Origin of the sequence: Xanthomonas sp. NCPPB 1068, from assembly GCF_041479385.2 — a bacterium.
In the GTDB taxonomy this organism is placed as follows: Bacteria; Pseudomonadota; Gammaproteobacteria; order Xanthomonadales; family Xanthomonadaceae; genus Xanthomonas; species Xanthomonas cannabis.
Genome location: NZ_CM192986.1, coordinates 1,234,585 through 1,251,250, shown reverse-complemented (window position 1 = coordinate 1,251,250; position 16,666 = coordinate 1,234,585). Strand labels below are relative to the sequence as shown.

At 66.6% G+C, this 16,666-nt stretch carries 14 protein-coding genes; 8 read left to right on the top strand and 6 right to left on the bottom strand.

Annotation, left to right across the window (positions count from 1 at the left end):
* Positions 1-57: 57 nt before the first annotated feature.
* From ACCQ12_RS05355 to grxC, 3 genes are all read right to left on the bottom strand, one after another.
* Positions 58-1,065 carry an isocitrate dehydrogenase gene (locus ACCQ12_RS05355; RefSeq protein ID WP_010368534.1) on the bottom strand — a complete coding sequence of 336 codons (1,008 nt, stop codon included), beginning with the start codon at positions 1,063-1,065 and terminating at the stop codon, positions 58-60.
* Positions 1,066-1,627: 562 nt separating this feature from the next.
* Positions 1,628-2,023 carry a carboxymuconolactone decarboxylase family protein gene (locus tag ACCQ12_RS05350; RefSeq protein WP_039412241.1) on the bottom strand — a complete coding sequence of 132 codons (396 nt, stop codon included), beginning with the start codon at positions 2,021-2,023 and terminating at the stop codon, positions 1,628-1,630.
* Positions 2,020-2,328 (bottom strand): glutaredoxin 3, encoded by a 309-nt coding sequence (grxC, locus tag ACCQ12_RS05345; protein ID WP_039412239.1) that lies wholly within the window; start codon positions 2,326-2,328, stop codon positions 2,020-2,022. Before grxC ends, ACCQ12_RS05350 begins: the two co-directional genes overlap by 4 nt.
* A gap of 149 nt (positions 2,329-2,477) precedes the next feature.
* Between grxC and ACCQ12_RS05340 the strand changes: the two genes are divergently transcribed.
* The 8 genes from ACCQ12_RS05340 to lpxH all read left to right on the top strand — a co-directional run bounded on the left by ACCQ12_RS05340 (position 2,478) and on the right by lpxH (position 13,423).
* Positions 2,478-4,124 carry a M48 family metalloprotease gene (locus ACCQ12_RS05340; protein ID WP_372383099.1) on the top strand — a complete coding sequence of 549 codons (1,647 nt, stop codon included), beginning with the start codon at positions 2,478-2,480 and terminating at the stop codon, positions 4,122-4,124.
* Positions 4,125-4,309: 185 nt separating this feature from the next.
* Positions 4,310-4,999 carry a phosphate regulon transcriptional regulator PhoB gene (gene phoB / locus ACCQ12_RS05335; protein ID WP_002806631.1) on the top strand — a complete coding sequence of 230 codons (690 nt, stop codon included), beginning with the start codon at positions 4,310-4,312 and terminating at the stop codon, positions 4,997-4,999.
* Positions 5,000-5,072: 73 nt separating this feature from the next.
* Complete coding sequence (phoR, locus tag ACCQ12_RS05330; RefSeq protein ID WP_039412235.1) at positions 5,073-6,401, top strand: phosphate regulon sensor histidine kinase PhoR; 1,329 nt, start codon at positions 5,073-5,075, stop codon at positions 6,399-6,401.
* Between the two features lie 109 nt (positions 6,402-6,510).
* Positions 6,511-8,613: a polyphosphate kinase 1 gene (ppk1, locus tag ACCQ12_RS05325; protein ID WP_166751514.1), complete on the top strand. Its 2,103-nt coding sequence runs from the start codon at positions 6,511-6,513 to the stop codon at positions 8,611-8,613.
* Between the two features lie 62 nt (positions 8,614-8,675).
* Positions 8,676-10,196, top strand: coding sequence for an exopolyphosphatase (gene ppx / locus ACCQ12_RS05320; protein ID WP_179455073.1), 1,521 nt, complete (start codon positions 8,676-8,678; stop codon positions 10,194-10,196).
* Between the two features lie 209 nt (positions 10,197-10,405).
* Complete coding sequence (locus ACCQ12_RS05315; RefSeq protein WP_372383098.1) at positions 10,406-11,542, top strand: glycosyltransferase family 4 protein; 1,137 nt, start codon at positions 10,406-10,408, stop codon at positions 11,540-11,542.
* Positions 11,523-12,065, top strand: coding sequence for a phosphatase PAP2 family protein (locus ACCQ12_RS05310; protein WP_104581075.1), 543 nt, complete (start codon positions 11,523-11,525; stop codon positions 12,063-12,065). The genes ACCQ12_RS05315 and ACCQ12_RS05310 overlap by 20 nt, the downstream gene beginning before the upstream one ends.
* A gap of 614 nt (positions 12,066-12,679) precedes the next feature.
* Positions 12,680-13,423, top strand: a complete 744-nt coding sequence (gene lpxH / locus ACCQ12_RS05305) for a UDP-2,3-diacylglucosamine diphosphatase (protein WP_104581150.1) — start codon at positions 12,680-12,682, stop codon at positions 13,421-13,423.
* Between the two features lie 109 nt (positions 13,424-13,532).
* On the opposite strand, the gene ACCQ12_RS05300 is transcribed toward lpxH, so the two are convergent.
* The 3 genes from ACCQ12_RS05300 to ACCQ12_RS05290 all read right to left on the bottom strand — a co-directional run bounded on the left by ACCQ12_RS05300 (position 13,533) and on the right by ACCQ12_RS05290 (position 16,607).
* Positions 13,533-13,952 carry a hypothetical protein gene (locus ACCQ12_RS05300; protein ID WP_047695397.1) on the bottom strand — a complete coding sequence of 140 codons (420 nt, stop codon included), beginning with the start codon at positions 13,950-13,952 and terminating at the stop codon, positions 13,533-13,535.
* A gap of 130 nt (positions 13,953-14,082) precedes the next feature.
* Complete coding sequence (locus ACCQ12_RS05295) at positions 14,083-15,336, bottom strand: zinc-dependent metalloprotease (RefSeq protein WP_228333410.1); 1,254 nt, start codon at positions 15,334-15,336, stop codon at positions 14,083-14,085.
* Between the two features lie 446 nt (positions 15,337-15,782).
* Positions 15,783-16,607, bottom strand: coding sequence for a ferritin-like domain-containing protein (locus ACCQ12_RS05290; RefSeq protein WP_372383097.1), 825 nt, complete (start codon positions 16,605-16,607; stop codon positions 15,783-15,785).
* Between the last annotated feature and the right edge of the window lie 59 nt (positions 16,608-16,666).

Sequence of the window (16,666 nt, the reverse complement as noted above, 5' to 3'; positions counted from 1 at the left end):
AGCAAAAGAAAGGGCGCCCTGGGCGCCCTTTCTTTTTGTGCGGCGTTGCCAGTGCGCTCAGAGGCGGCTGGCGATGGCCTTGGCAAAGCCCATGGTGTTGCCGGTGCCGCCCAGGTCGGGGGTCAGCGAGTCCTTGGCTTCCAGGGTGGCCACGATGGCTTCGCGCAGGCGCTCGGCGTTCTGCGGCTGACCGATGTGGTCCAGCATCTGCGCGGCACCCAGCAGCAACGCGCACGGGTTGGCCTTGCCCTGCCCTGCAATATCCGGCGCCGAGCCGTGCACGGCTTCGAAAATCGCCGCGTCCAGACCGATGTTGGCGCCCGGGGCCAGACCCAGGCCGCCGACCAGACCGGCACACAGGTCGGAGATGATGTCGCCGAACAGGTTGGTGGTCACGATGATGTCGAACTGCTCCGGACGCATCACCAGCTGCATGCAGGTGTTGTCGACGATCATTTCCTGGAATTCGATTTCCGGGTACTGCGCGGCCACGTCACGTGCCACCTTCAGGAACAGGCCCGAGGTCGACTTGATGATGTTGGCCTTGTGCACCGCGGTGACCTTCTTGCGGCCGGTGGCGCGCGCCAGGTCGAAGGCATAGCGCACGATGCGCTCGGAGCCCTTGCGGGTGATCCGGGTGCCGGAGAACGCGGTCTCGCCATCCTCGGACACGGTCTGGCCTTCGCTCAGGTAGGCACCTTCGGTGTTCTCGCGGACGGTGATCAGGTCCACTCCATCGGCGAAACGCGACTTGGTGTTCGGGAACGACTTGGCAGGACGCACGTTGGCGTACAGGTCGAACTTGCGACGCATGGCGACGTTGATCGAGCTGAAACCTTCGCCGACCGGCGTGGTCAGCGGGCTTTTCAGCGCCACCTTGTTCTTGGTGATCGACGCCAGGGTGGACTCGGGCAGCAGATCGCCGTGCTTTTCCAGCGCGACCAGGCCAGCGTCGGCGTACTCGTAGGTCAGGCCAGCTTGCAGCGCATCGAGCACGAACAGCGTGGCATCCATGATCTCCGGGCCAATACCGTCGCCGCGGATGACCGTGATTGTCTGCGTCATATCGTTGGGTTTCCGAACTTGAAGGGGGGAGCGCCAGCCGTCGAACCCGGCAGATCGGCGCAAGGAGGTTTCACGGGCAATTATGCCCGATGCCGGTGAAGGCGCCCAAACCGACCTTGGTCTAAGAGCGGCTGGCACGGCGCAGGCAGGGCGCGGCAGTCGCTGCGCGGCCGACGGATGCGGACGCCTCCGACCCTTGCCAGGCCAGGCTGCCTGGCAGGCGCATGCGCGACGACGCAAACCACAGGCGCCGGCCGCTGTGCGGAGACTGCCGCCTACCGAGACCCCGGTATCAGCGCGTCACCTGCCGCCAAACCCCTGACCGCTCCGAGCACCCGCCCATCCTGCGCGGTACGTACGTCGACAGCACAGCGAGCCCACCAATGCGTGCGGCCGGCTTACGCCGCCGCGGGCACGCTGGCTACGCATGCTGTCGGCGTGGGGCGGCCGAGCACCCGAACGCAACGCGCCGCCCTGACGGCGGCGCGCGACCTGTCTTTTGACGAATTCCCAATTCCAAATCGCCAATCCCGAGCGGCATGCAGCCGCCCGGCTCGGCCCCTCACTCGTGCGCGTGCTGCGCCGGCGCCTGCGCGCCGCCTTCGAGCTGGTCGAGAAAATCCACTGCGCGGCGCAGATGCGGGATCACGATGGAGCCGCCGACCACCAGTCCGACCGAGAAGGTTTCGAAGAACTCTTCACGGCTCACGCCAGCCTCTTTGCACTGGGCGACGTGGTAGCTGATGCAGTCGTCACAGCGCAGCACCATCGAGGCCACCAGACCGAGCAGCTCCTTGGTTTTCACGTCCAGCGCACCGGCCTGGTAGGTCTGGGTGTCCAGCGCAAAGAAACGCCGCACCACCTGGTTGGGCTCGGCCAGGATGCGCTGGTTCATGCGCTGGCGGAATTCGGTGAACTCGCGCAGGCGGTCGGCGCTGCCGTCGTCGGAACCACTCATGCCTGCCCGCCCGTGCTGCCGGCCAGCAGCGGCTCGAGCTTGCCGGCGCGATGCAGGGCCATCATGTCGTCGTAGCCGCCCACATGGACGTCGCCGACGAAGATCTGCGGCACGCTGGTGCGCTTGGCCAGGGCGACCATCTTGTTGCGCTCGGCCGGGTCCAGGTCGATGCGCACCTCGGTCCAGGTCTGGCCCTTGCTCTTGAGGAAGTTCTTGGCGGCCACGCAATACGGGCAGATGGCGGTGGAATACAGGGTGATATGTGGGCCGCCGGCGGCGTCCTGCACGGTATGGTCTTGGCTCACGGGAAACTCCGTGGTTGGTCTGAGGTCTGACACATGGTAGCGGGCGACTGGAATTTCCATGTCGTCACCGCAACACTGTGGATTAATTGCCGATTCACGCCGCTGCGCTGCGCTGCCCGCATGCTCCGCGCATCACCTGGGAGTTCCACTTGCGCCTGCTTCCGCTTGCCACCGCCCTTACGCTGGCCGTCGCCGTGGGTGTGGCACCCGCGCAGGAAAGCCGCCTGCCCGATATCGGTTCCTCGGCCGGCGAGCTGCTGACCCCGGCGCGTCAGGCCGAGTACGGCAAGATGATGCTGGCCGAGCTGCGCAATTACGACTACGTGCTGGACGACCCGCTGATCGGCGATTGGCTGCAGACCATGGGCACCCGGCTGGGCGCCAACAGCGATCAACCGCAGCAGCCGTTTACGTTTTTCATGTTGCGCGACCGCCAGATCAATGCGTTCGCCACCCTGGGCGGCTATATCGCGGTCAACGCCGGGCTGGTGCTGACCGCCGAGCGCGAGGACGAGGTGGCGGCGGTGCTGTCGCACGAAATCGCCCACGTCACCCAGCAGCATGTGCTGCGCGGGGTGGAGCGGGCCCAGCGCGACCAGATCCCGATCCTGCTCGGCATGCTGGCCGCGGTGGTCGCCGCGCAGCAGGCCGGCGGCAACTCCAAGGGCGATGCCACCATGGCCACCATCACCAGTGCGATGGGGCTGATGCAGCAACGCCAGATCGACTACACCCGCTCCAACGAATCCGAGGCCGACCGACTGGGCATCCGCACGCTGGTGCGCAGCGGCTACGACGTGGACGCGATGGCCGGCTTCTTCGAGCGCATGTCGGTGGCGATGCGTGCCAACGAGGGCGGCTACAGCGCCCCGGACTTCCTGCAGACCCACCCGGTCACCACCACCCGCATCAGCGAGGCCAAGGCACGCGCCGAACAGATGAAGAAGAACACCGTGGTGCTGACCACCTCGGTGCCGGGCGGAACGCGCCAGGAACGCGTGGACCCGGCAGACCCGAGCCTGTCGGAGCCGTTGAGTCGCAACGGCAACGCACTGCTTCCCTATACGCTGCGGCTGCCGGTGGATGCGCTCAGCCGCGGCGGCGACCAGCAGGGTTTCGACTGGGCCAAGGAACGCCTGCGCGTGCTCAGTGCAAGCACCCCGGACGCAGCCATTCGCGAGTACGAAAACCTGCGCCGCAGCGCCAAGCAGGGGCTGAGCGATGCGCAGCGCTACGGGCTGGCGCTGGCGCGGCTGCGCAACAGCGGCAGCCGGCCCAGCGAGCCGGTGGCCGAGCTGACCAGCCTGCTCGAGGCGCACCCGGACAACCTGTGGCTGGCGCTGGGCCTGAGCGAGGCGCAGGCGCGCGTGGGGCAGCGCGAAGCGGCCAATGCGCGCTTCGATGCGCTGCTCAAGCAACTGCCGAGCAACCGCGCGGTGGCACTGACCTATGCCGGCGCGCTCAACGAGCAGGCCAGCAAGGAGTCCGGCCAGCGCGCGCGGCAGGTGCTGGAACCGTTGCTGTACCGCAGTGGCGAGGACCCGCTGCTGCAGCAGACCTATGCGCGTGCCTGCGAGCTGGCCGGCGATCATCTGCGCGCCAGCGAAGCCTATGCCGAGTCTGCTTACTTGAATGGGCGCCCGGAGCAGGCGCTGATCCAGCTGGAAGCACTGAAGAAGAAGGACCTGGACTATGTGACACGGGCACGCGTGGATGCCCGCATCGCCGCGATCACGCCAACGGTGCTGGAGCTGCGCCGTCAGGGCATCCGCGACCCGGACCTGTCCACGCGCTGATGTCGCCGGGTGCGAGGAGCCGGCCCGACCGCCGCATCCTGCAACCGTCGATACCGCCGCCGCACTACCAGCCCAGCCCGCTTCACAGAACCGCAGTCTGGCTGCAGCCTGCGCCCGGCATGTCACATGAGAGTCACAAAACCGTAGTCTACTGGCGATCACCAAAGCCAGACGGTAAGCCCCGCGTGCAGAAACGCATTCTGATCGTCGATGACGAACCCGCGATCCGCGACATGGTGGCGTTCGCGCTGCGCAAGGGCGAGTTCGAGCCCATCCACGCCGGCGACGCCCGCGAGGCGCAGACCGCCATCGCCGACCGCGTGCCCGACCTGATCCTGCTGGACTGGATGCTGCCCGGCACCAGCGGCCTGGATCTTGCCCGCCGCTGGCGCAAGGAGCAGCTGACCCGCGAGATTCCGATCATCATGCTCACCGCGCGCGGCGAAGAGAACGACCGCGTCGGCGGCCTGGAAGCCGGCGTCGACGATTACGTGGTCAAGCCGTTTTCGGCACGCGAGCTGCTGGCACGGATCCGTGCGGTGATGCGGCGCACCCGCGAGGACGACGAGGACGGCAGCGTGGCCGTGGGCCGGCTGCGCATCGATGGCGCCGCGCACCGCGTGTTCGCCGGCGATGCGCCGGTGCCGATCGGCCCGACCGAATATCGTTTGCTGCATTTCTTCATGACCCACCCCGAGCGCGTGTACACGCGGACCCAGCTGCTGGACCATGTCTGGGGCGGCAGCGTGTATGTGGAAGAGCGCACCATCGACGTGCACATCCGCCGCCTGCGCAAGACGCTGGAGCCGTTCGGCCTGGAGAACATGGTGCAGACCGTGCGTGGCTCGGGCTATCGTTTTTCTTCGGCGACCTGACGTGCCGCCAAGCCGCCCGGCCGCGCTCTGGCCGGGGCGGCTGCCTACCTGACGCTTCGTGATCACGCCTTCCATGCCCCAACATATCCGTTCCGCCTGGCTCAAGACGCTCGGCACCCTTGCGCTGTTGCTGGGCGCTGCCGTCGTGGCCGGCGTGCTGATCGGGCATGTATGGATGGCGCTGACGCTCACTGCATTGGGCGTCCTGGCCTGGCATTACTGGCGGCTGCGTCAGGTGCTGCGCCGGCTCACCGCACGCCAGCGTGCCGAGCCTGCTGCCGGCGTCGGCGCCTGGAACGAGCTGGACCGGCTGCTGTATCGCAGCCAGGCCGAAATGCGCGGGCGCAAGCGTCGCCTGATCGACATGCTGCGCACCTACCGCGCCGCCGCGCAGGCGTTGCCGGATGCGGTGGTGGTGGTGGACCGCAACAGCCAGCGCGTGCAGTGGTTCAACAAGGCCGCGGGCGGCCTGCTTGGGCTGCATCATCCCGGCGACATGGGCGTGTCGGTGGTGGAACGCCTGCAACCGCTGCCGCTGGCACATTGGCTGGCGGCCGGCCGCAATGCCGAGCCGATGCTGGATGCGCCCTCGCCCGTGGACCCGGACCTGCGCTTGAACCTGCGCCTGATCCCGTACTCGGACGACTACTGGCTGCTGGTGGCGCGCGATGTCAGCAAGCTGTTGCGCCTGGAGCAGGTCCGCCGCGACTTCGTGGCCAATGTCTCGCACGAGCTGCGCACGCCGTTGACGGTGGTGCACGGCTACCTGGACATGCTCGACCCGGAAGACTTCCCGGACTCCGGCCCGATGCTGGCGGAGATGCGCAAGCAATCGCAGCGCATGGCGCAGCTGGTGGAAGACCTGCTGACCCTGTCGCGACTGGAATCGCAGGAAGAGCTCGGCGAAGAACACGTGGCGATGGCGCCGATGCTCTCCACCCTGCGCCGCGAGGCCGAGGCGCACAGCCAGGGCCGGCACACGGTTGAAGTGATCGACGAGGCCGGGGTGGATCTGCTCGGCTCCAACAAGGAACTGCACAGCGCGTTTTCCAACCTGGTGACCAACGCGGTGCGCTATACACCCGGCGGCGGCACGGTGACGATCCGCTTCGTGCGCGAAGGCGACGGCGCGGCGCTGGCGGTGCGCGATACCGGTTACGGCATCCCCGCCTCGCATCTGCCGCGCATCACCGAGCGCTTCTATCGCGTGTCCAGCAGCCGCTCGCGCGAGAGTGGCGGCACCGGGCTGGGGCTGTCGATCGTCAAGCACATCCTGGGCCTGCACCAGGCGCGCCTGGAGATCGAAAGCGAAGTGGGACGCGGCAGCGAATTCTCGTGTCATTTCGTCGCTGCACGCATCGTGCAGCGCGAGCACTCCCTGCCACTGTCACGCTCGGCGTGATATGTAGGGAGCATGCGCTGCGATGGGCGCGTAACGCGCACACCGCGTTACCTTCGCTGCATGGCACGCGCGGCAAACACGCACACTTTCCGTCTTGATGACCGACTCCATGGGCCACGCCAAACAACTGCACGACATCACACCCGGCGACGACATCGCCACCGATCCGTTGCGTGATCCGGCGCTGTACATCAACCGGGAACTGTCGCAACTGGACTTCAATTTCCGGGTACTGGCGCAGGCGCTGGACGAGCAGGTTCCGCTGCTGGAACGGCTGCGTTTTTTGTGCATCTCGTGCACCAATCTGGACGAGTTCTTCGAGATCCGCGCGGCCACCGTGCGGCACGCGCAGGAGTTCGGCCTGCCGCCGGCCCCGGACGGGCTGAGCCCGACCGCCATCCTCAACGCGGTGCACGACCGTGCGGCCAAGCTGGTCGAGCAGCAGTACCACGCATGGAATGAAGTGCTGCGCCCGGCGATGGAAGATGCCGGCGTGGCCGTGCTCGGTCGCTCGACGTGGAATTCCCGCCAGAAGCGCTGGCTGCGCGCCTACTTCCGCAACGAGATCATGCCGGTGCTGTCGCCCCTGGGGCTGGACCCGGCGCACCCGTTCCCGAAGATCCTCAACAAGACCTTGAACATCGTGGTGGTGCTGGAAGGCCAGGACGCATTCGGGCGCGCCGGCCATCTGGCCATCGTGCGTGCGCCGCGCTCGTTGCCGCGCATCATCCAGTTGCCGGCCAGCCTGTCGCCGGAAGGCGCGCAGAGCTTTGTGTTCCTGTCCTCGGTGCTGTCCGAGTTCGTGGACGAGCTGTTCCCGGGCATGCAGGTCAAGGGCTCGTACCAGTTCCGCGTCACCCGCAACTCCGAACTGGTGGTGGACGAGGAAGAAGTCGAAAATCTCGCGCTTGCGCTGCGTGACGAGCTGGTCACGCGCGGCTACCGGCCGGCCGTGCGGCTGGAGATCGCGCACGATTGCCCGGCGCCGATCATGCGTACCCTGCTGCAGAACTTCGGTTTGAACGAGAACGCGGTGTACCGCATCGTCGGGCCGGTCAACCTGAGCCGCGTCACCCAGGTCTACGACCTGGTGCAGCGCCCGGAGCTGAAGTACCCCGCGTTCAATCCGCGCACCTTGCGCGACAGCGAGGGCATCTTCCAGATCGTCAGCAAGGGCGATGTGTTGCTGCATCACCCCTTCGATGCGTTCACTGCGGTGCTGGATGTGATCCGTCAGGCCGCCGTCGACCCGAATGTGCTGGCGATCAAGCAAACGCTGTACCGCACCGGCAAGGATTCGCTGATTGTCGATGCATTGATTCTGGCCGCGCGCAACGGCAAGGACGTCACCGTGGTGGTGGAGCTGCGCGCGCGCTTCGATGAAGAGGCCAACCTGGGCCTGGCCGACAAGTTGCAGGAAGCCGGCGTGCAGGTGGTCTACGGCGTGGTCGGCTTCAAGACCCACGCCAAGATGCTGCTGATCGTGCGCCGTGAGGGACGCAAGCTCAAACGCTACGTGCACCTGGGCACCGGCAACTACCACAGCGGCACCGCACGCGTTTACACCGACATCAGCCTGATCACCGCTGATGCGGAGATCGGCAACGACGTGCACATGCTGTTCCAGCAGTTGTCCGGTCTTGCTCCGCGCATGAAGCTGGATCAGCTGCTGCAATCGCCGTTTACGCTGCATGCCGGCGTGCTGAAGCGGATCGAACGGGAGACGCGCTTGGCCCGCAATGGCCGCCCCGGCCGCATCATCGCCAAGATGAACGCGCTCAACGAGCCGCAAGTGGTGCGTGCGCTCTATGCCGCCTCGCAGGCCGGCGTGCAGATCGACCTGATCGTGCGCGGCGCCTGCACGCTGCGGCCCGGCGTCCCGGGCGTGTCGGACAACATCCGCGTGCGCTCGATCGTGGGGCGTTTCCTGGAACACAGCCGGGTGTACTGGTTCGGCAATGACGGTGCGGCCGAGTTGTACTGCGCCAGTGCCGACTGGCTGGAACGCAACCTGCTGCGCCGTGTGGAAACCTGCTTCCCGATCCTGGACCCGGACCTGGCCAAGCGTGTCTACCGCGAAGTGCTGCAGAACTACCTGGACGACAACGTCAGCGCGTGGGAACTGGATGCCGATGGCGTGTACCACAAGCGCACGCCGGCACCGGGCGAGCCGGCACATTCGGCGCAGATGACCCTGCTCGACCGGATCTGAGAGGCCGCGGCCGTGGCCTCTCACGTGGCCAACGGCCCATCGGCTACCATGCGGCCATGCCAATGCCTTCCCCCACGATTCCGCCCCTGCGCGATGGCGATTTTCTCGCTGCCATCGACCTAGGCTCCAACAGTTTCCACATGGTCATTGCGCGCTACCTGATGGGTCAGCTGCGCGTCGTCGACCGCCTGCGCGAGACCGTGCGCATGGCGGACGGCCTGGATGGCAAGGGTGGCCTGTCCAACGAGGCGCGCCAGCGCGCGCTCGAATGCCTGGCACGTTTCGGTCAACGCATCCGCGAAGTTCCTTCGCTGCGCGTGCGTGCGCTGGCGACCAACACGGTGCGTCAGCTGCGCTCGCCGCAGGCCTTCCTGATGCCGGCGGAGACCGCGCTGGGCCATGCGATCGAAGTGGTCAGCGGGCGCGAGGAAGCGCGCCTGATCTACCTGGGCGTGGCGCATGCGCAGCCGCCCAAGCCCGACCAACGCCGGTTGGTGATCGACATCGGCGGCGGCTCGACCGAGTTCATCATCGGCCGCGGCTTCCAGACGCTGGAACGCGAAAGCCTGCAGGCCGGTTGCATTGCCAGTACGCGGCGGTTTTTCCCCGGCGGCAAATTATCGAAGAAGAAATGGAAGGATGCGCTGACCGAGATCGGCGCCGAGTTCCAGCAGTTCGCCGGCCAGTACAAGGCGTTGGGCTGGCATGAGGCGATCGGCTCGTCCGGCACGCACAAGGCCATCGGCGAGATCTGCGCGGCGATGAAGCTGACCAAGGGCGCGATCACCGCGCAGGCGTTGCCAGCGCTGCGCGATGAACTGCTCAAGGCCAAGCGCATCGAAGACATCCAGTTGCCCGGCCTTGCCGCCGAGCGCCGCCCGATCATCGCCGGCGGCATCCTGGTGCTGGAAGCCGCGTTTCAGGCACTGGGGCTGGAGAAGCTGATGGTCAGCAAGGCAGCGATGCGCGAAGGCATCCTGTACGACATGCTCGGCCGCGGCGGCGAAAACGACCCGCGCGACAGCTCGGTGGCCTCGCTGGTGCAGCGCTATGGCATCGATGAAGTACAGGCGCAGCGCGTGGAAGCCACTGCCTGCCGGCTGTTCGACCAGGTCTGCGAATCCTGGCAACTGGACGGCGACGATGCGCAGGTGCTGCGCCGCGCCGCACGCCTGCACGAGCTGGGGCTGATCATTGCGCACAGCCAGTACCATGTGCACGGTAGCTACATCCTGGAACACTCGGATATCGCCGGGTTTTCGCGGCAGGAGCAACAGGTGCTGGCCTCGCTGGTGCGCACGCATCGGCGCAACGTGCCCAAGACCGCGTTCGAGGCCCTGCCCGACCGCCTGCTGCTGCCCACCCGCCGCAAGGCCGCACTGCTGCGGCTGGCGGTGTTGCTGCACCGCGCGCACGAGTCGGACCCGATTCCGACCCTGGAACTCACCGCCGACGACACGCGGCTGTCGTTGATCCTGTCGCAAAGCTGGATCGACTCGCGCCCGCTGCTGCGCGCCGACCTAATCGGCGAAGTCGAAAGCATGGCCGGCCTGGGGATCGCGTTCAAACCGTTTGTGACCTGAGGCCTTCGGCCTCAGGCGGGATTGGGGATTCGGGATTGGGGATTTGTTGATCCCGGCAGACCATGTGTTGCGGGCTTGCTGACATTGGCGTAGCCCGCTTCTGCGAATCCCGAATTCCTACTCCCGTCGCGCTTGTCACCGCCACGTCTTATCGGCGCAACACCCATGCCATCGCATGCCCGGAAGCTAGTCAAAACGGGAGAACGGGCATGCGCTACGCGATCGTTACCGAAACCTATCCCCCCGAGGTCAACGGTGTTGCACTGACCGTGCACGGACTGGAAACCGGTCTGCGCGCACGCGGACACCAGGTGGATGTGGTACGTCCACGCCAGAGCGCCGACACCGTACCGAGCGCAGCGCTGCTGGTGCGCGGCGCATCGCTGCCGCGCTACCCGGGGCTGAAATTCGGGTTGCCGGCCACTCATCGCCTCATTCGCCATTGGCGCGCGACGCAACCGGATGCGATCTACGTGGCCACGGAAGGCCCGTTGGGCTGGTCGGCGATGCGTGCGGCACGCCGGCTGGGCATTCCGGTCGCGTCGGGCTTCCACACCCGCTTTGACGAATACCTGCCCGACTACGGCGCGGCCTGGCTGCAGGGCACCGCATTGCGCTGGATGCGGCGGTTCCACAACCAGGCCGATGCCACGCTGGTGCCCACGCGCGAGCTGCTGCAGTTTCTGCGCAACGACGGCTTTGCGCGCGTGCAGCTGCTGGCGCGTGCCGTGGACAGCCAGCAGTTCGATCCGCGCCGTCGCGATCCCGCGCTGCGCGCCGAATGGGGCATCGACGGCGACGGCTTTGCGGCGATCTATGTCGGACGCATCGCCAACGAAAAGAATCTGCCGTTGGCGATCCAGGCATTTCGCACGCTGCAGCGGGCCCGCCCCGAGGCGCGCTTCGTCTGGGTGGGCGATGGCCCGGCGCGCGAGAAGATCGCGCAGGAGCACCCCGACTTCATCTTCTGCGGCATCCAGCGCGGCGAGGCGCTGGCGCGCCACTTCGCCAGCGGCGACCTGTTTCTGTTTCCCAGCCGCAGCGAGACCTTCGGCAACGTGACGCTGGAAGCGATGGCCAGCGGCGTCGCGACGGTCGCCTTCGACTACGGTGCCGCACGCGAATATCTACGCAGCGGCCAGAACGGCGCAGCGGTGGACTCCGATGATGCATTCATCCAGGCCGCGGTTGCGCTGACCCAGGACGACGCACTGCGCCAACGCCTGGGTATAGCCGCAGCGCAGGCAATGAAACGCCTGCATCCGGACAACGTGGTGTCCGATTTCGAAGCCTTGTTGCTGGGCATCACCGCGGCACGGGGGCGTTATGTCGTCAACGCGGCTTGAGGTCTTGCGCGGCCACGAAGCGCGCTGGTGCCGGCGCGCCAATCACTGGTGCCGACGTCACCCGGTACGGCGCGCCTTCGCCACCATCAGCCGGCTGGGCGATGGCGTGTTCTGGTACAGCCTGATGGGCCTGCTGGTGGTGCTCGACGGCATGGACGGGGTTCGCGCCTCGGCGCATATGGCCGCCACCGGCGTGCTGGCATTGACGCTGTACAAGGCGCTCAAGCGCTGGACCCGACGCCCGCGCCCGTACGCGGCCGATGTGCGCATCCGCGCGTGGGTGGCGCCGCTGGACGAGTTCAGTTTCCCCTCCGGCCATACCTTGCACGCGGTGTCCTTCAGCATCGTGGCACTGGCGTACTACCCGTGGCTTGCCCCGCTGCTGGTGCCGTTTTCGGCCGGCGTGGCGCTGTCGCGGGTGGTGCTGGGCCTGCACTACCCCAGCGATGTGCTGGCGGCCACGGCGATCGGCGTGCTGCTGGCAAGCCTGTCGTTATGGGGGCTGCCGGCGATGTTGGGGTAAGCGCTGGCGGTTTGCGTGAGGGCGGCTTGCTGACAGGTAAGCGTAAGGACAAACGGACAGTTACCAGAACGGTGGCAAGTAAGCAGCAAGGCTTCTGCGCCGCGGCTTTCTCTTGCCGGGACATTGTCCTCCTTCATGGGGGAGAAGGTGCCCCGCAGGGGCGGATGAGGGTCCGTGCGCAAGCCTCATTCATTTGCCGTCGATTGGTGTTTCGCACAAGTCGAAAAGAGCCATGACGCAGCAATTGCGACTTCAGCGCGTGGCTTCGCCCCGTACCCTCACCCCTACCCCTCTCCCGCAGGGAGAGGGGATCTTGCGCTGAAGGTATGCGGTGAGCTGACAGAAAGCTGCCCACCCAAGCGTATGTCCCACGGCGCGTACGACCGCAGGATGTCTGATGGCGATCGCCAGCCTCCGGCGTAGTTGCAAGAATCGTTCGCACACCCATCGCTGCGCAGCCGAAACGCTTCTCCGCTTCTCCGCTTCTCCGCTTCTCCGCTTCTCCGATTCTCCGATTCTCCGATTCTCCGATTCCCGATTCCCGATTCCCGATTCCCGATTCCCCATTCCCCATTCCCCATTCCCGCCCCGTCCTGCCGCCGTACAATGGCGCAATGACGACCCTGTTCATTTCCGACCTGCACCTGGACCCGGCCCGGCCGGCAATCACCGAGCTGTTTCTGGATTTCCTGCGCACGCAGGTGCCCGGCAGCGACGCGCTGTACATCCTGGGCGATCTGTTCGAAGCCTGGATCGGCGATGACACTCCTTCCACCGCTGCCGATGCGGTCGCGGTGGCACTGCATGCAGTGGCTGACGCCGGCGTGCCGGTGTTCTTCATGGCGGGCAACCGCGACTTCCTGGTCGGCGATACCTACGCGCAGCGCGCGGGCTTCCGCATCCTGCCCGACCCCAGCGTGATCGATCTGTACGGCCATACGACGCTGCTGATGCATGGCGACCTGCTGTGCACCGACGACACCGCCTACCAGGCGTTCCGCGCGCAGACGCGCGACCCGGTGTTCCAGGCGCAGTTCCTGGCCCAGCCATTGGCCGCGCGCGTGGCGTTCGCGCAGCAGGCACGTGCAGCCAGCCAGGCACGCCATGCCGAACTCAAACAAGGCGACCAGTCGCGCTTTGAGACGGTCACCGACGTGTCGCCGGCCGAGGTGGAGGCCACTTTTGTCCGCTACGGACTGGATCGAATGATTCACGGGCACACCCACCGTCCCGCGATCCACACGCTGCAGGCAGGCGGGCAGACCTGCACGCGCATCGTGCTGGGCGACTGGTACGAACAAGGTTCGGTGCTGCGCGTGGATGCCGATGGCGTGTCGCTGGAGCAGCTGGCGCTGTAGTCCACGCGGCGCAGCGACAGCGCGCGCAGGCATCGGTCGTTCGGGGCGCTATACGCTGTTCAACCAGCCCGGCTCGGCGGTGGAGCCGCGAGCCATTGAGTGCACGACATCATTGCGTGCTACGTGCACGCTCGGCGTAGTCGACGAAATCGGCATTGACCACGTCGTACCAGAGCAATGTGCCATCGGCCTGGACGCGGAAGCGGTCACGCACCGGGCTGGTCTGCGGGTCACCGGGGCAGCCGTCGCCGTGGCGCTCGCGCACCGCAAAGTCGAAGGCGTCCGTGGACGGCGCATCGCCGTCTTCGTCGATGATGCTGATGCAGTTATCCGGGTAGGCGTGGTCGCTCTGCAACCGCGCTTCGAGCACATGCAGGGCGCGGGCCCGGGCATCGTTGCTGGTCGCCGGCGCCGGGGTTTCCACGGTGGGCGTGGGTGCGGTGGCGGCGGGCTCGGCCGGTTGCTGGCGGCAGCCGGCAGCGGCCAGTGCGACCAGACACAGCAGCGCATAACGCAGGAAAGTGGACATGAGGGCTCCGCTCGACAGGACGTGGCCGGCAGCGGCCGGCGGTGCGTCTAGTCTGCGCGATCACCGCGCCCGGGTGTAGCGCATTGGCCCGGCACCTGCCGGTGCCGGGCCGTGTGAACGTGCAACAGGATCAGCGGAAGCCGGCGATCGTGGCCTTGGTGTTGACCAGCACGCGCTGATTGTCGGCGGTGCTGGCATTGCCCATCGGCACGCCGTTGTAGCTGATGTTGGGGTTGGACCAGTAGTTCAACCGCGGGCAGCCGCTGGTGCAGTCGTAGGCCATGATGGTGCGCCAGCTGTTGCCGTAGCGGTAGCCGTGGCCGTACGCATAGGGCGAGGTGCTGGGGTCGTTGGTGGCATCGTGGCGTGCGCTCTGCAGATGCCCGATTTCATGCGCAAAGCTGTAGTAGCCGGTGGCGCAATCCCAGTACACCGATGCGAATGCGCTGGCGGCAGTCGAACCGATACCCGACGCCAGCCCACAGTAACTGCTGTTGTCCAGCACGATCACGCCCACGTCGGCGGTGTAGGTGTTGCGGCTGGTGTGGATGCTGTCCATGTAGCCGTCGTTGGTCACACGGAAGCGCTGCAGGTCGGTGGTGAAGTTGCCGGTTTCGGTGTAGCTGGTGGTCTCGTAGCGCGCCAGTTGCAGGGTGATGCCCACGTTGCTGTTGATGTAGCCCTGGTTGGCCTCGGCCACCGCCAGCTGCACCAGCGACTGCATGTTGCCGCCATAGGCAGTCACGGCCTTGTTGGTGGCGACCACCAGCACGCGGATGGTGGCCGGGCTGCCGGACGACGCGGCGGCGGCGGTGACGCGTCCGTCGCTGGGCATGTCGAACTTCGGCAGCAGGCTGTATTCGGCCGGATGCTCCTGCGGCATGCGCCGCTCGTCCACCTGCACCAGCACGTGGCGGCCATCGGCGAGCGGACGCAGGCGATACAGCTTGCCGGCGTAGCGGATGGTGCCGGTGACGGTGTCGCCGCTACGCACCAGGATGGCCGAGTTCAACGGGTCCACACCCGACAACGTGCGCGCGCGGGTGCCGGCGCGCGGGCCGAGGTTGCCGTACCAGACGCTGTCGCCGCCTTCCAGCGCATCCACCTTGGCTTGGGTGGCGGTGATGGTCTGGCCGTCCAGCTGCAGTTCCAGCAGTTTTTCCGTCGCGGTCACCGCGCCGGCGTCGAGCTGGACCACCTGTGCGTTGGCAGTGGACGGGGCGGTCAGCAGGCGTTGCAGCGCAGGTTCGGCTGCAGCGGTGGCAGTGGCGCTGCGGCTGAGCGCCGGGCCGGTCTGGTACAGCGGCTTGCCGGCAGCGGCGGCCGACCCGGCCAGGCACATGGCCACCAGGCCCAGCGTGGTGCACATCGACTTCGACTTCATCGTCTCTCTCTCCTAAGACATGGAAGTAACGGATGCGAAACACCGGGCCCCTGTCCCCGGGACGTCATTAGGGCGCGCCACAAAGGACAGATTGCAAGTTGTTACAAAGGAAAATTACATTTTTGTGATGTTTGCCGATGACTGGATGCGATTCCGGCGGCGGCATGGAAGGAACCAGCGCACAGTCCGGTGTGTGAGTCGCGGCACCGGGGGAACGCAGCGGCGAGGACACGTGCAGAATTTGGGCAGCACGCTGCCCCACTGCGTGCGGGGGCGTTGCGTTGGAGCATGCGCAGCGCGGGACAACGGCAGCGCGATACGATCGGCGCACCGCTTGGCGTTCGGTCAAGCCAAATGACAGCGGCACTGGCTGGTCGGTGCACGCGTTCGGCGGCGGGGTGTCGGCACGCATGCCACACCGTCTCGTCTGCGCATCGGCGCAGCGATCAGCCGGCCTGCTCTACCAGATCGGCCAGTTCTTCCTCATCGAACCCGGCGAGCAACCGCGCCTGGATATTGAACGGCCCATGCAGGTAGCCGCCGGCGTACTCGCGCAACAGGGCCTTGAAGCGCGCACGCGGCTCGACGCCGGCCTGTTCGCAATACCAGCGGTACCACCGCGAGCCGGCCGCGACATGGGCCACTTCTTCGCGCAGGATGATGTCCAGCACGTCGGCGGTTGCCGCATCGCCGAGCGAGCGCAGCTTGACGATCATCGCCGGCGTTACGTCCAGGCCACGCGCTTCGAGCACGCGTGGCACCAGGGCCATGCGTGCCAGGCCGTCGTGCGCGGTTTTCTCGCACATTTCCCACAAGCCGTTATGCGCGGCAAAGTCGCCATAGTCGTGGGCATGCGCCTTCAGGCGCGCACGCAGCAGCATGAAGTGGCGCGATTCGTCGTCGGCAACTGCCACCCAATCGGCATAGAACCCCTCGGGTAGCCCGCGAAAGCGATACACCGCATCCCAGGCCAGGTCGATGGCATTGAGCTCGATATGGGCGATGGCATGGATGAACGCGGCGCGCCCTTCCGGTGTTCCCAATCCGCGTCGCGGCAGCTCGCGTGGATGCACCAGGATTGGTGTTGGCGGCCGCCCCGGCATGCGGATCGGTTCGGGCGCAGGCGCCGCCGAAGCGATCATGAGATGGCCTGCGCGAAAGGCCTCAGCGTACTGCTGGGTCAGTGCGACTTTCTGCAGCGGGTCGGCCTGGTCCAGGCACAGGCGCGCAGCAGAAAAGAGATCGGTGCTTTCGAACGAACCGATGCTCATGCCGTCGGCCACGAGTGACCGCTTGCAGCAGACACCCAGTACGCCCGCAAGCGCCCGCA